Here is a 14,563-nt window from a genome sequence, read left to right as displayed (position 1 = left end):
CTGCACTAGAATTAAAAGGGAAAAGGAGGTAGGATAATTGACTACACTTAGTAAAAAAAATCTGACTTATTCGTTGATATTAATAAGTATAGTTGCACTTGTATTTGGAATTGTATTATCCATAACTATTGGGGCTAAAGATATGAATCTATCGACTGTTATAAGTAGTTTAATAAATATGGAAGATGGAATAAATATGAGAATAGTGAAGGATGTTAGACTTCCAAGGGCAATAGCAGCAGCACTTGTTGGAGGATTTTTAGCAGTTTCAGGTGCTATAATGCAAGGAATAACAAGAAATCCTATAGCTGAACCTTCTGTTATAGGAATTACACAGGGAGCTACATTTGCTATTGCAATATCATTAGTACTTCAACAAAAATTTCCTAAACTTATACATGGGAACTTTAGTGTAATGATATTTGCATTTATTGGAGCAAGTATAAGTGGTTTATTTATATATTTTGTAAGTTCAAAATCAAGGGGAAGAGTTAATAATGTAAAATTAGCTCTTGCAGGGGTAGCTCTTGGGACATTGTTAATTTCTTTGGCCTCTGCAATATCTATGTACTTTAATCTATCTCAGCAATTAAGTTTTTGGATATCAGGAGGACTTGTAGGCGTAACATGGGAAGGGATAAAACTATTATTTATAGTTGGAGGTATTGGATTTATCCTATCTATGATTATGGCACCAAGAATAACTATCTTAAGTCTTGGAGAAGAAGTGGCAATAGGGTTAGGGCAAAAAACTGACATTGTTAGATTTATATGTATAGTATTAGTAATATTAATGACTGGAGCATCTGTTTCAGTATCAGGTAATATTATTTTTATAGGTCTTATAGTTCCTCAGATAGCTAAAGGAATAGTAGGCTCAGATTATAAGTATATAATACCAAGTTCTTTGGTTCTAGGAGCTGTGCTACTTGTATATACGGATATATTAAGTAGAATGATAAATCCTCCATATGAGACTCCGGTGGGCTCTATAACAGCTCTTATAGGAGTTCCAATATTTATATATCTTGTTAGAAAGGGGAATAAATAGGTGCTATGAAAAATATTATAAAAACAAATTCTAAAACTTTACTTGTTATTTCAATTTTAATGGTACTTATTTTTATTGCTTTTCTAGTTAGTTTAAATTTAGGTTCATTTTCTATAGAACCAATGGATGTCATAAAGACTTTTATAGGACAAGGTCAACGTAATCATGAAATTGCAATATTTAAACTGAGATTGCCAAGGATAATAATAGCGTTATTGGTTGGTTCAGCATTATCAACAGCAGGTGTAATACTTCAAGGAGTTACAAAGAATGATTTGGCTGACTCTGGAATTTTGGGTATAAATTCAGGAGCAGCATTATTTGTAGTAGTTTATATATATCTTATGAATGGTAATGTTTATGAAGGTATGAGTAATCTCACTGTATTTACAATGCCAGTTGTTGCACTTGTAGGAGCTTTGTTTGGAGCATTTTTGATATATTCTCTTGCATGGAAAGGTGGAATAAATTCATCAAGGTTACTACTGATTGGTATAGGTGTAAATATAGCTTTTACTTCAATTTTGACGATATTTCAATTGAAATTTACAACACAAGAATTTAATAGAGTTATGGTATGGACATCAGGTAGCATTTGGGGAACTAGTTGGAAATATGTAATAGCTGTACTTCCATTTATAGTGATTTTTATGGGAATAACTATATATAAGGCTAAGTATATTGATGTCTTGAACTTAGGTGATGAAGTGTCTACAAGTCTTGGTGTAGATGTGGAGAAGCAAAGAAGAAGACTCATAATATATGCAGTAATTTTATCTGGTGTATCAACATCAGTAGCAGGTAGTATTTCATTTTTAGGTTTAATAGCACCACACATAGGAAGAAAGATAATAGGTCCGAGACATAAAAGACTAATACCAGTATCAGCACTGATAGGTACATTATTACTTTTGGTGGCAGATACTATATCTAGAAATCTTCTTGCTCCTATAGAAATACCAGTAGGTATAGTTGTATCCATAATAGGAGTACCATACTTTATTTATTTAATGTTGTCAAATGATTAGGAAAGGGTGTTACTATGAATTGTATAAATACTAAAAATCTAAATGTATCATATGGAAATACAGATATTATAAAAGATTTAAATTTAAATATACCAAAAGGAAAAATAACTACTATAATAGGGGCTAATGGTTGTGGAAAGTCTACAATACTTAAAACAATAGGGAGAATTATTAGTCCTAAAAATGGAAGTATATATATAAATGGAGAAGATATATATAAGAAAAAATCTAAGGAGATAGCGAAAAGTATGGCTGTACTTCCACAAAGCCCTCAAGCTCCTAGTGGGCTTACTGTTTCAGAGCTAATTTCATATGGAAGATTCCCTCATAAAAGTGGATTTGGAAATTCTAGTAGAGAAGACAGAGATATTGTAAATTGGAGCTTAGAAGTTACTGGAATTTCAGAATTTAAGGATAGAAATATGGAAGATTTGTCAGGCGGACAAAGACAAAGAGCATGGATAGCTATGGCTTTGGCACAAGAGACTGATATACTTTTGTTAGATGAGCCTACAACATATTTAGATTTAGCTCATCAATTAGAAATACTAAAATTATTAGAGGAATTAAACAAAAAACAAGGAAGAACTATTGTCATGGTAATACATGAACTTAATAATGCAGCAAGATTTGCTGACCACATGATAGGTATTAAGAAGGGTAAGATAGTTTGTCAAGGTAATGCATACGATGTTATGACAAAAGACAATCTGAAGGAGTTGTTTAATATCGATGCAGAAATAGCCACAGACCCAAGGACAAATAAACCAATTTGTATAACTTATGACATGGTATAAATGGTGACAACATGGAAAATCAAGAAGCATTAAGACATGAAAAAATATGGATTTTATTATTTAGATACTCAATACCTGCAATCATAGCTATGATGGTAACATCGCTTTACAATGTAGTAGATAGAGCCTTTATTGGTTCTATGGAAGGAGTTGGGTCTATAGCTATTGCAGGACTTGGTGTAACTATGCCAGTGTTTACACTGATAATAGCTTTTGGAATGTTAGTATCAATAGGTGCTAGTACAAGCTTGTCTATAAAGCTAGGAGAAAGAAATAAAAAAGAAGCGGAAAAAATATTGGGTAATGCCCTTACACTATCTATAATTATTTCTATAATTATAACTGTATTAGGATTAGTTTTTTTAGAAGACATACTTTTTCTTTTGGGAGCAAGCAAAGATTCAATATCTTATGCAAAAGACTATATGAGTGTTATATTGGTTGGAACTCCATTTAATCTAATTGCATTTTCTTTAAATAATGCAATTAGAGCAGAGGGAAATCCTAAGTTAGCAGCTAGAACAATGATAGTAGGTTGTATACTAAATTTGATATTAGACCCAATATTCATATTTGTGTTTAACTTAGGTATAAAAGGAGCAGCTATAGCAACTGTACTCTGTCAAGTAGTGGTGTTTACTTGGGTAGCACATTATTTTATAAGAGGAAAATCTAATTTAAAATTAAAAAAATACAATTTAAAATTAGATACAAATATAATAAAAAAAATATTTGCAATAGGTATGACACCATTTGCAATGGAAGTAGCTATAAGTATAACTCATGTATTTACTAATAACTCTCTAAAGGCTTATGGTGGAGATTTAGCTATTGGAGCTATGACAGCTCTTACATCTATTTTATTGATGTTTATGATGCCAGTATTTGGTCTAAATCAAGGTATGCAAACTATAATATCATATAATTATGGAGCAAAGCAATTTGAACGTGCAAAGAAAACCTTAATATTGTCTATCATAGTATCTATAGTTATATTATCTTTTGGATTTTTAGTAGTGCAGGTATACCCTGAAGTATTTGTTGGCATATTCAATAAAGATTCAAATCTAATGGAAATAGCTGTAAGAGGTATAAATATAAATTTAATCACCTTACCTATAATGGGGATTTCTATTGTTGGGCCTGTGTATTTTCAATGTGTGAGTAAAGTTAAACATTCTATGTTTTTGACTCTTTTGAGACAGTTTATCTTATTTATACCATTAATTATTGTACTTCCAATTCGATTTAATTTAGATGGAGTTTGGTTAGCACAGCCAATTGCAGATTTTATTGCTATGATAATTGTATTATTGTTCTTAAGACGAGAATTTAAGATGAATCAAGCATAAAATGTTGAAAAATAAAAAGTCCTGTCTCAAAATGATTAAAATCATTTTATAGAGACAGGATATTATTTTACAGCATCGTTTGTATTGACTTCATCTAGTGTTTTTCCAAAAGTCATTTTTTCAAATATTTCTTGAGGTATAGGTTTAGAAAAAACATATCCTTGTATCATATCACAATTAATTTTCTTTAGATATTCCATCTGTAAGATTGTTTCAACACCCTCTGATACACTATTCATATTTAATTTTTTTGCTAGCTCAACTACAGATTCTATTACATAATTTTCAGATACATTATCTGCGTTGGGAGAACTAAAAAATGCTCGGTCAAGTTTTAGAGTATCAACTTTTATTTCTTTTAGCATGTTAAGTGAAGAATATCCACTTCCAAAATCATCTAGTGAACATTGAAAACCTTCCTCATGGATTTGGTCTATTACATTGAGTAACATTTGTAAGTTATCAAAGATGAGTGTCTCAGTTAATTCGATTTCCAAAAGTTTAGCAGGGACATCGTATTTATCACGAATTGTTTTGTATTTTTCTAAAAAATCTTTATTATTTAAATGAGCACGTGAAAAATTAACTGAAATAGGTATTGGAGTTTCCCCATTATCTATCCATTTTCGTATCATGGCACACGATTTTTCAAACACATAATGGTCAAGTTTGATGATGAAGCCATTTTTTTCAAAAAAAGGAATAAAATCATTTGGTGGAATAAGACCTCTATCTGGGTCTTGCCATCGCACTAATGCTTCTGCACCTACAATATTATTGTTTTTAAGGTTTACTTTAGGTTGGAGATAGACTACAAATTCATTATTATCTAATGCTTCTTCCATTCTATTTTCCATTTCTTTTTCTTTAAGCATTCTCAAACGTTCTAAATCACTATAAAATACACATGTGTAAAGTGGATGAGTTACAGTATTTCCTTTAATGTTTTTTCGTGCTACATTTGCACGGTCTTGAATTGATACTAGTGGTATATTTGGGTCATCAATTTTATAGACACCTATAGAAAGAGCTATAAAATATTTACATTCTTTATCTTTGTTGAAACTGTTAATATCATTTGTAATATTTTCTATGTACTTAAGAATTTCTTTTTGTGAAATAGTTTTAATAAGAATATTAAACTGGTCATTAGAAACTCTACAAAGTAATTCTTTTCGTTCCAAATAATTAGCAATTACATCATGTATATATTTTAATGTTTTATCTCCAGCATCACTACCAAAAGAATCATTAATAAGTTTGAATTTATTAATATTTATAGATACTAATGAATAGGTTCCTGCTGAAGTTGATTCTATGATTGTTTTAGCTTACATATCAAAACGTGCCTTACTATAGCCTTTAGTTACAGGGTCTACATAGGCGATTTTTATAAGTTGCTCTCTATTTTTGCGATTTATAAATATAATTAATAGGATAAGTAATAAAAATAATATAATAATTAAAATGTTGATAAAGACTGCTTTTTTTAGAAGTAAATCAAACTGTGCATTTGCTACCTTTACTGGAACAATTGAAAGTAGATATAGATTTTCCTCTTCCAGAGGAACATAGTGCATAGCTTTATAAATACCATCATCCAATGTAAAGTACATAGAACCTTTTTTGTTCTCTTTTAAATTTGTCTTCATTTCTCTAAGAGTATCTTTACCAGTATAGCTTCCATGTTTTTTAATTGTGTCAAAAAAGTTCACAACATTTTTTGGTGCGTTTTTGTTGTCTGAACTTACAATGAAATTTCCATTTTTGTCAATGATTTGAGAAAATCCTTCACCACCAAAACTCTCCACGCTTAGTAACGTTCTCATAGTATCAAGAGTATTCCAAGCAGTAATAGCTCCAGTTATTTTATCATCTTTATAAAGTGGTACAGAATATAAAATTCCATATATACCAGATTGAGATTTGATTGGAGTAATTGTCTCTTCACCTTGAAGAGCTTTTCTATAAAAATACTGCCCTCTAACATTACCTGTACTTTCATCAGTGCCTATAAAATTCCCACTAGAATCAGCAACACCTAACCAATCAAACTTCAGTAATTTTGATTTTTTAGATAAATATTCAGTGACATTTTTATTGTTATCACTAAACTGAAAGTAAGTATCTCCTATAGAGTATAATATTTTAAATATACTTTTACATTTTTCATTAATTGTAGTGGAGACACTCTCTGAGATTTCTGTAAGATACCGCTCTGTTTCACGATGAGTTACTTTACGCAGTGTCATAACAAAAGAAACACAAACTAAGGACACAATTATAAGGAGTGTTAGTAATAGGGTAATTATTATTTTTTTATTTTGTACGCTTTTAGTATACATTTTTTATGTTCCATCCTCCATCCTTTATTGGTTTACAAAGAAGATTCCTCTCAGACATATTATACCAAATATTTCTATCTGTGAAGGTACTAAATTTTATCTTTACGTCTATTCTTATGTAAATTATTCTAAAAAGTAGAGGAGCTATTCTTATAATTTATACTGGAATTTAATTAAATAATATTGTTATGAATTAGAATATTTTATAAATAAAAAAAGAACTGTTTTCAAAATTATTTTAACTATTTTGATACAGTCCTTTTTGAGGTTGAAAAAACATTTATAAAAGATTTTTAATTTATAGTATATGTATAAATATTGAATTCATAAAACAATACCTTATATTTATTACAAACTAGAAAGTAGATGCAATTCTGTAAATACCAAATTCTCTATGGCCAAGGCTTTCAGCTTTAGTGTGTTTACCATTACATACTTCCACTATTTCATCGAATATTTCCTTACCTATATCTTTAATTTTAGCGCCCTCTGTTATAATTCTACCTGCATTTATATCGATATTATCTATCATTTTATTGTATGTATCACTGTTTCCAGTAATTTTAATAACTGGCGAAATTGGGCTTCCTGTTGGAGTACCTCTACCAGTTGAGAAGATTACAATCTGTGCACCACCTGCCACCATACCAGTGATAGAATCTATATCTTGACCTGGAGTATCCATAAAATATAAACCTTTTTTATCTGAAGGTAAAATTTCAGCATATTCAAGAGCACCCTTAAATGGTTTGTTCCCTGCTTTATACATACAGCCAAGTGATTTTTCTTCAATTGTTGATAATCCACCAGCTTTATTACCTGGAGTAGGTTGACCACTACGTAAATCTTCTCCCATAGTAATTGCTCTTTTTTCTACATCATTTACAAATTTAAGAAATTTTTCTTTCATGTTTTCATCTTCAAAGCGAGTAGCCAATAAATGTTCTGCACCAATTACTTCTGTAGTCTCACTTAATATACTACTGCCACCCTCATCTATAAGAAGATTTGATGCAATTCCTATTGAAGGGTTTGATGCAATTCCACTTGTTGGGTCAGAACCACCACATTCAAGTGCCAATGTAATTTCGCTCATATCAAATTCAACTCTTACTTCTTTTGATATTTCACGAGCCATCTGACTTGCTATTTCAGCACCTTTAGCTATTGCTTTTAGTGTTCCACCACATTCTTGTATAACAACATAGTCAACTTTTTTTCCTGTTGTAGATATTTCAGATGCTAAATCTTTTGCTTGAATACCATCACATCCAAGTCCAACTACTAAAACAGCAGCTACATTAGGGTTTTTACCAAATCCTATCAATGTTTTTTCTGTAAGCTCTATATCAGAGCCAATTTGACAACATCCATGTTGGTGTGGGATAGCTATTGCTCCAGGAACAAGTGCTGCAACTCTTGTAGCTGTCTCACTTGAACAGACAGATGTTGGAATAACTAAAATATGATTACGAATACCATATTGTCCATTTTCTCTTAAATAACCCATTAATTTCATTTTTATTACCTCCTATTTTTTATCTCCGCGACCACGCGTACTTTCAATATTATGTACATGAACATAGTCACCAGTTTTTATGTCAACTGTTGCAATTCCTATAATCTCTCCATATTTATAAACAACATCACCCTTTTTCACATCTTCTGTAGCCATTTTATGAAAAACAGGAATATTATCATTTACTATATAAGATTTTCCATCAATTGAAACTTTTTCACCTTTAACTAAAGGTCTAACACATGTAACTAGATTGTCTTTTTCATTTGCATGAATAATTGCATTCATATTTTTACCTCCTAAAAATATTAGTTTACTTCTATGTTTTTATTTGTTTTAAAAATAGCTTTTTTTCTTTTTTCTCTTTTATCCAAATAGGAGACGAGCATTGGACAGCATATTGCTGTAACAATGATAGCTGCAGCAACTTGTACTGTTGAAACAGCCGCGATTGTAGCAAGTGTAGGGTCAATAGCGGCTAAAGCTTCAGGAGTACCAGCCGCATTACCTGCTGTCGTACCAGTAGCTGCACCTACTGCTGGATGTTCTGCACGTATAAGTTTCATTACAAAATATCCACCCATACCTGTTATTAGAGTTACAGCAAGACCTAGTATAACTCCAGGGAATCCAGCAGTTATAATTTGGTTAAAGTTTAATGCAGCTCCTAAAGGAAAAGCAAAGAAAGGTATTAACAATGTTGTACCAGGTGCAAGAAATTCTCGTATATCTTCATCGAGATTACCAAGTATAAATCCAAGTAATATTGGTATGAGTGCTGCAAATAAAGCTACTATAGGCACATTTGCAAGTCCAGTTACTCCAAAGGCAAGCATCGTAAAAAATGGACCATCATTTAGAGATAAGATAGATATAGCACCAACATCTGTAGAATCTCCATATTCACCAGCAAGAGCAGCAAATAGACCTCCATTTGAATTAGTCATAGTAGCAACTATAGCAAGAGGTGTAATACCAATTATGCCTTTAGGCCCAATGAATTTACTAACAATAATACCTAGTACTGCACCAATTACAAATTTTGTTGCCGTGAGTACTATGCCCTTAGTCAAAGGTTTGCCTGCTTGTCTTATGTTGATTTGAGCGCCATTACATAGACAAAATAGAGCAAGTATACTCATTGCACCAGTTTTAAATAAGGAAGTTGTAAATCCTCCAATTTCAAGAGCCTGTGGACATACTGTATTAAATAGTGCTCCCAATAGCAGGGGACAGACCATAAGTCCTCCTGGTATCTTTTTCACCGATTTTAAGATATGCATCTAGTATCACTCCTTTTAATTTTTATATAAGTATTTAAAAGCAATTACTATGCCAATAGAGGTGTTATATAGTTTTTATTTTTATAAGTATTTTTAATATTCGTATAAAATACTGTAGATTGCTTAGATTAAAAAAATTATATGGAAAAATGTAGCAAAAAAAATAATCTATTTATTATGTAGTAGAATTTTAAATAGAAATAAAGAAACGTTTTATGTATTAAAATTAAACATAAAACGTTTCGATATATTATATATGTATTATTTTTAAACATCACTTTCAATTTCTTTTAACTTTCTCCATAGGGTGGAGCGAGTGATTTTTAGTATTTCACAAGTTTTTGTAGTGTTTCTATTATTTTCATTATAGACTTTATAGATATATTTCTTTTCTAGTGTTTTTAAGTCTAAGTTATTACATTTAAAATCAGCCTTATCTGTATCATTTATAGTATTTGCATATTCACTATTGTATTTTTCTGATAAAATTGAATCAAATGATTCTATAATAACAGCTCTCTCGATTATTCCTTCTAATTCTCTTATATTTCCTTCATATTCTTTTTCAAGAAGAGCTTGTCTGATATTTGGAGTGATAATTAAAGGTATCTTATTGTATTTAGCTGAATATTTTTTTATGAAAAATTCTGATAATTTTATGATGTCTTCTTTTCTCTCCTTGAGTGAAGGAAGATACAATGTTAATATATTTATTCTAAAGTAAAGGTCTCGTCTAAATAAACCATCACGCATCATATCTTTTAAGTCTTTATTTGAAGCACAAATTATTTTTACATCTATGGGAATAACTTTATCACCACCAATTCTCATAACTTGCTTTTCTTGCAAGACTCTTAATAATCTTCCTTGAAGTTCAATTGGAATTTCACTTATTTCATCGAGAAAGATTGTTCCTTCATGTGCCAATTCAAATACACCTGTTTTTCCTTTTTTTCTTGCTCCTGTGAATGAGCCCTCCTCATATCCAAAGAACTCACTTTCTATTAAAGATGGAGGTATTGCAGCACAGTTTACAGCAACAAAAGGAGCATTTTTACGTTTGCTATAATTATGAATACTTTGACAAAATAACTCTTTGCCAACACCAGATTCCCCTGTAATAATCATTGGAGTATCATAGCAAGCATATTTTTTTGCAACTTCTATACAGTCTTTTGTTTTTTCACTTGCATAGATTATATCATCAAATGTGTATTTAGCAGATAGACCTTTGTTTAATAGACTTCTTCTTATTGTATGCTCAAATGAACTTATTTCCTTACTGTCTTGAAATGTAGAAACTGCTCCTTGAATTTGACCATCAACGATAATTGGAACTCTATTTGTAATGATTTTTGTACTTCCTATATTCTGTATTTCACCAATTTGTGGTTCCATGGTTTCAACTACTTGAGGTAAAACTGTGTTTGGAATAACATCTATAACATTATGATAAAGTGCATTTTCTTTTTTTATACCAAATATTTTTTCAGCACTCTTATTAAATAATGTGATTTTAAAATTTTTATCAACTGTTATTATTCCATCATGTACAAAATCTGTCATAGCTTCTATCTGTAATCTTCTTTTTTGCTCATCTTTAGTTGCGTCGAGTATTTGTTCAGCTTGTTGAATGGCTCTAAGTATGTTTTCTTCTCTAGATTCAATTAATATTCCCTTACAATTAAGTCTTTCAACAATATGTGCAACAGTAGTATCACCTATATATGTATTGATGCCTTTTTTTCTATATTTTTCTATAGCATCATAAATTTCTTCTTCCTTTTCAATTTCAATCATCGTTATTTTCTTATTCAATATTTCTTCTATAATATCAAAGCCATATATAACATTATTAAATCCAATTATCCCAAATGGTTCATTTGAATTTTTAACTTCCTTATAGCTTTCTATAATATCATAAGCATCTACTTTAATCTCAACTATAGGTATGTTATATGTTTCTTTTAACATATTGTAAGTTCCACCTCTACTTATGATAATTCTAGTACCATGGTTAATACTTTTTTCGGCAAGTGGTATTCCTTCTTTTAAATTACCAAATACAACATCAATGTTTGTATACTTATATTTTTTTACTATGTGAATCGATTTTTCATAGGTTCCTTTAGTAGGAGCAATAACAAGTATTTCTTTCATAATAATTCCTCCATATTTCATCAAATAAACTTAAAGATTATTATCATAACTAAATTTTATCAGTGATATTTTAATATTTTACTTTATATTTAATTCTAAATAAAGTATTTTTAAATAAATTATTATAAAAGACTGCCTAAAAATAAGATTTTAGAATTCTAAAGTTTTTTTAGTACAGTCTTTTAATATATAATAACATCTATTTGTCAAATCTATTTACCTTAAATAATCTCATATTTTTATCTTCTTCTCCAAGGTATAGCTTACTAAGCATTATACCTCCTAATATTGCAAAAAGTATTCCATTAGCTCCATAGCCTAAACAGTACCATAAGTTATGGTTTTTGTTATCAGGTCCAATAAAACCTAAGTTATCTAAAGTAGAAGCAAAGCAACCACAATACTTGTACTCAATTTGTATATCTTTTATATCCTTAAACATGCCCTTTAGCCTTTGTTCTAAAATATCATATTTTTTATTTGCTAAAGCCTCATCTTCTATATCACTAAAGTCTACATCTTCGCCACCTATAATCAATCTATTATCTTTAGTGGTTCTTAGATAATTATATGGGTCACAATTGTCTCTAATCAGAATATTGTCTTTCCAAGAATCAATATCTTTAAGTGGTTTTGTAGCTATATTAAAGGTATTAGATTTAGTTGCAAAATTTCTATTTGTAAATAAACTTGTATTATATCCTGTAGCCACAATTAGTTTTTTGCCATAAACTTTGTAACCATAAGACACTTCAGCTGTTACTTTATCATTTGAAAAGTCTATTTTTTTTACTTCTGTATTTTCATATACTTCAAGACCTTTTTTTAGACTTACATCAATGAGATGCTGACTATATTTATATGGGTCTAGTTCTCGTCCACCATTTTTTGCTATCAATCCTGACTTTAAATCAAAACCAAAAGGATTTGTAGATTCATCAATATACTCAACATCAAATCCATTTTCTTTTCTTAAATCATATTCTTCTTTTATAGCTTTTATTTCAAGTTTATTGGCAGTGTAAAGTAAAGTATCTCTTTTTGCATAATCACACTTATTTCCATGCAATTCTATAAATTTATCTAACTCTTCAAGTGCTGATACACAAAGATTATAAGCTTTTAAGGCATCAGTTAGAGTCATTACTTCTGTCAAATCTATCAAATTGTCATCCAATTCATACTGTAAAAGTGATGTGGTTACACTAGTACTTCCATGCGCAATCCTTCCTTTTTCAAGGATAACTGATTTTATATTATTTTTAGCTAAATAGTATGCACAAATACATCCTGTTACGCCGCCTCCAACGATTATAACATCTGTATCAATATCATTAGTAAGGTATGGAAATTGTCTTGGAATTTTATTTATACTGGTAAAAATAGGTTTACCTTTTACATATTCTTGATTCATATATTTCACTCCTAAAATTTATTATGTATGAGTGTATTATTTTCTATAGTAAATAATATTATACATTTTAATTTCTTATATAAATGGGTATGTATAAATAAAAATGTGATAACATTTTAGTGTAAAACATATGTATAATATATTCATAAGCAATTTGGTATATAATGATGATTAACAAGTAAAAAAGATTGAATAAAAGTTAAATAAAAATTTAAAATAGGAGGTAAATTTATGCTTTCAAAAGATATTGCTTCAAAGGTATTAGAAAAGTGTCTAGTTACTGGAGGAGATTTTGCTGAGATTTTTGAAGAAGACACTATAAATAATTCTATTGGCTTAATAGATAATAAAGTAGAAAATGCAATAGGTGGAAGAACCTATGGTATAGGAATAAGAATATTTAAAGGGTTAAAGAGTATATATGCTTATACAAGTGACAATTCATTAAATAGTTTGTTGGATGTAGCGTATAAAGCTGCTGTTGCATTAGGTAAATTGGAAGATGGAAAAAGTGTAATATTAAATGACAGTATTAAAATAAATAACATACATAATATAAAAATTTATCCAAATTCAATAGGTAATAGAGATAAAGTAAATGTTATGAAGGTTGCATATAAGAGTGCAAAAGAATTTAGTAGTGATATATCTCAAGTAAGTGTTAGCTATTCAGATAAAGACCAAAAAATATTAATTGCAAACACTGAAGGTATATATGTTGAAGATAGAAGAATAAGAACCAGACTGGGAATAAGTTCAATTGCATCTAAAGGTAATGAAAATCAAACTGGATTTGAAGGACCTGGAGGTTGTAAAGGATTTGAAATATTTGAAGATATAGACCCAGAATACTATGCAAAAGAATCAGCTAGAGTAGCACATACTATGTTGCATGCTAAAAATTGTCCAGCAGGTAATATGATGGTAGCAATAGATAATGGCTTTGGTGGAGTAATATTTCATGAAGCTTGTGGACATTCTTTAGAAGCTACATCAGTTGCAAAGGGAAACTCCGTATTTGCAGATAAATTAGGTCAGCAAATTGCATCTACGAAGATTACAGCTATAGATGATGGTACAATACCAAATTACTGGGGCTCTATGAATATAGATGATGAGGGAAATCCAGCTCAAAAAAATATACTGATTGAAAATGGGATTTTGAAGTCTTATATGATAGACAAACTTAATGGTAGACGAATGGGAATGAATCCTACAGGAAGTTCTCGTAGACAGAGTTATAAATTTGCTCCTACTTCGAGAATGACTAATACTTATATTGCTGCTGGAGAAGATAAACCAGAAGATATTATAAAGTCAATATCAGATGGACTTTATGCTAAAAAAATGGGTGGTGGGTCTGTAAATCCTGTAACAGGAGAGTTTAATTTTGCAGTTTCAGAAGGTTACTTGATAAAAAATGGAGAAATACAAGAGCCAGTTAGAGGTGCTAGTTTAATTGGAAAAGGTAGCGATGTACTTATGAATATAGATATGGTTGGTGATAACTTAAAACAAGCTCAGGGTATGTGTGGTTCATCATCAGGAAGTATACCAACTAATGTAGGTCAGCCTATGATAAGGGTAAAAGAAATTACTGTAGGTGGAAGATAG

At 30.1% G+C, this 14,563-nt stretch carries 12 protein-coding genes; 5 read left to right on the top strand and 7 right to left on the bottom strand.

From position 1 onward, the window contains the following. Positions 1 to 37: 37 nt before the first annotated feature. From IC218_RS10220 to IC218_RS10205, 4 genes are read left to right on the top strand one after another with little or no spacing between them, the layout of a single operon-like run. The gene (locus IC218_RS10220) at positions 38 to 1,051 is read left to right on the top strand and encodes a FecCD family ABC transporter permease (RefSeq protein WP_227433984.1); all 1,014 of its coding nucleotides are present in this window, start codon (positions 38 to 40) and stop codon (positions 1,049 to 1,051) included. Between the two features lie 5 nt (positions 1,052 to 1,056). Next, a complete protein-coding gene (locus IC218_RS10215; RefSeq protein ID WP_227433985.1) occupies positions 1,057 to 2,079 on the top strand; it encodes a FecCD family ABC transporter permease in 1,023 nt (340 codons plus the stop codon). Positions 2,080 to 2,093: 14 nt separating this feature from the next. Next, positions 2,094 to 2,876 (top strand): ABC transporter ATP-binding protein, encoded by a 783-nt coding sequence (locus IC218_RS10210; RefSeq protein ID WP_227433986.1) that lies wholly within the window; start codon positions 2,094 to 2,096, stop codon positions 2,874 to 2,876. Positions 2,877 to 2,887: 11 nt separating this feature from the next. Then, positions 2,888 to 4,228 carry an MATE family efflux transporter gene (locus IC218_RS10205; RefSeq protein ID WP_227824350.1) on the top strand — a complete coding sequence of 447 codons (1,341 nt, stop codon included), beginning with the start codon at positions 2,888 to 2,890 and terminating at the stop codon, positions 4,226 to 4,228. A gap of 62 nt (positions 4,229 to 4,290) precedes the next feature. Here the strand turns inward: IC218_RS10205 and IC218_RS22205 are convergent, their stop codons facing one another. The 7 genes from IC218_RS22205 to IC218_RS10170 form a co-directional block, all read right to left on the bottom strand. Beyond that, entirely contained in the window at positions 4,291 to 5,547 is a 1,257-nt protein-coding gene (locus IC218_RS22205) for a GGDEF domain-containing phosphodiesterase (RefSeq protein ID WP_227824607.1), read from the bottom strand. Positions 5,548 to 5,559: 12 nt separating this feature from the next. Further along, positions 5,560 to 6,480, bottom strand: a complete 921-nt coding sequence (locus IC218_RS10195; protein WP_227824349.1) for a cache domain-containing protein — start codon at positions 6,478 to 6,480, stop codon at positions 5,560 to 5,562. 448 nt (positions 6,481 to 6,928) lie between these two features. Further along, on the bottom strand, positions 6,929 to 8,092 hold the full coding sequence (locus IC218_RS10190; protein WP_227824348.1) for a UxaA family hydrolase: 1,164 nt from the start codon (positions 8,090 to 8,092) through the stop codon (positions 6,929 to 6,931). A gap of 12 nt (positions 8,093 to 8,104) precedes the next feature. Next, positions 8,105 to 8,380, bottom strand: a complete 276-nt coding sequence (locus IC218_RS10185; RefSeq protein WP_009891186.1) for a UxaA family hydrolase — start codon at positions 8,378 to 8,380, stop codon at positions 8,105 to 8,107. Positions 8,381 to 8,400: 20 nt separating this feature from the next. Continuing rightward, entirely contained in the window at positions 8,401 to 9,375 is a 975-nt protein-coding gene (locus IC218_RS10180; protein WP_227434334.1) for a 2-keto-3-deoxygluconate permease, read from the bottom strand. Between the two features lie 267 nt (positions 9,376 to 9,642). Continuing rightward, positions 9,643 to 11,535 carry a sigma 54-interacting transcriptional regulator gene (locus tag IC218_RS10175; protein ID WP_227434335.1) on the bottom strand — a complete coding sequence of 631 codons (1,893 nt, stop codon included), beginning with the start codon at positions 11,533 to 11,535 and terminating at the stop codon, positions 9,643 to 9,645. Positions 11,536 to 11,734: 199 nt separating this feature from the next. Next, the gene (locus tag IC218_RS10170; protein WP_227824347.1) at positions 11,735 to 12,949 is read right to left on the bottom strand and encodes an NAD(P)/FAD-dependent oxidoreductase; all 1,215 of its coding nucleotides are present in this window, start codon (positions 12,947 to 12,949) and stop codon (positions 11,735 to 11,737) included. Between the two features lie 231 nt (positions 12,950 to 13,180). Here IC218_RS10170 and IC218_RS10165 point away from each other — a divergent pair, with 231 nt between their 5' ends. Then, positions 13,181 to 14,563, top strand: coding sequence for a TldD/PmbA family protein (locus IC218_RS10165; protein ID WP_227434337.1), 1,383 nt, complete (start codon positions 13,181 to 13,183; stop codon positions 14,561 to 14,563).

The sequence above is a fragment of the Clostridioides sp. ES-S-0005-03 genome, assembly GCF_020658455.1.
GTDB lineage: Bacteria > Bacillota > Clostridia > Peptostreptococcales > Peptostreptococcaceae > Clostridioides.
The sequence above is the reverse complement of the archived record's forward strand: the minus strand, read 5'-3'. Positions and strand labels throughout refer to the sequence as shown.

Bases quoted from the DNA above. Each gene is read 5' to 3' on its own strand.
- IC218_RS10195 (WP_227824349.1), bottom strand. From the start codon at position 6,480: ATGACACTGCGTAAAGTAACTCATCGTGAAACAGAGCGGTATCTTACA.
- IC218_RS10215 (WP_227433985.1), top strand. From the start codon at position 1,057: ATGAAAAATATTATAAAAACAAATTCTAAAACTTTACTTGTTATTTCA.
- IC218_RS10205 (WP_227824350.1), top strand. From the start codon at position 2,888: ATGGAAAATCAAGAAGCATTAAGACATGAAAAAATATGGATTTTATTA.
- IC218_RS10185 (WP_009891186.1), bottom strand. From the start codon at position 8,380: ATGAATGCAATTATTCATGCAAATGAAAAAGACAATCTAGTTACATGT.
- IC218_RS10170 (WP_227824347.1), bottom strand. From the start codon at position 12,949: ATGAATCAAGAATATGTAAAAGGTAAACCTATTTTTACCAGTATAAAT.
- IC218_RS10175 (WP_227434335.1), bottom strand. From the start codon at position 11,535: ATGAAAGAAATACTTGTTATTGCTCCTACTAAAGGAACCTATGAAAAA.
- IC218_RS10165 (WP_227434337.1), top strand. From the start codon at position 13,181: ATGCTTTCAAAAGATATTGCTTCAAAGGTATTAGAAAAGTGTCTAGTT.
- IC218_RS10180 (WP_227434334.1), bottom strand. From the start codon at position 9,375: ATGCATATCTTAAAATCGGTGAAAAAGATACCAGGAGGACTTATGGTC.
- IC218_RS10210 (WP_227433986.1), top strand. From the start codon at position 2,094: ATGAATTGTATAAATACTAAAAATCTAAATGTATCATATGGAAATACA.
- IC218_RS10190 (WP_227824348.1), bottom strand. From the start codon at position 8,092: ATGAAATTAATGGGTTATTTAAGAGAAAATGGACAATATGGTATTCGT.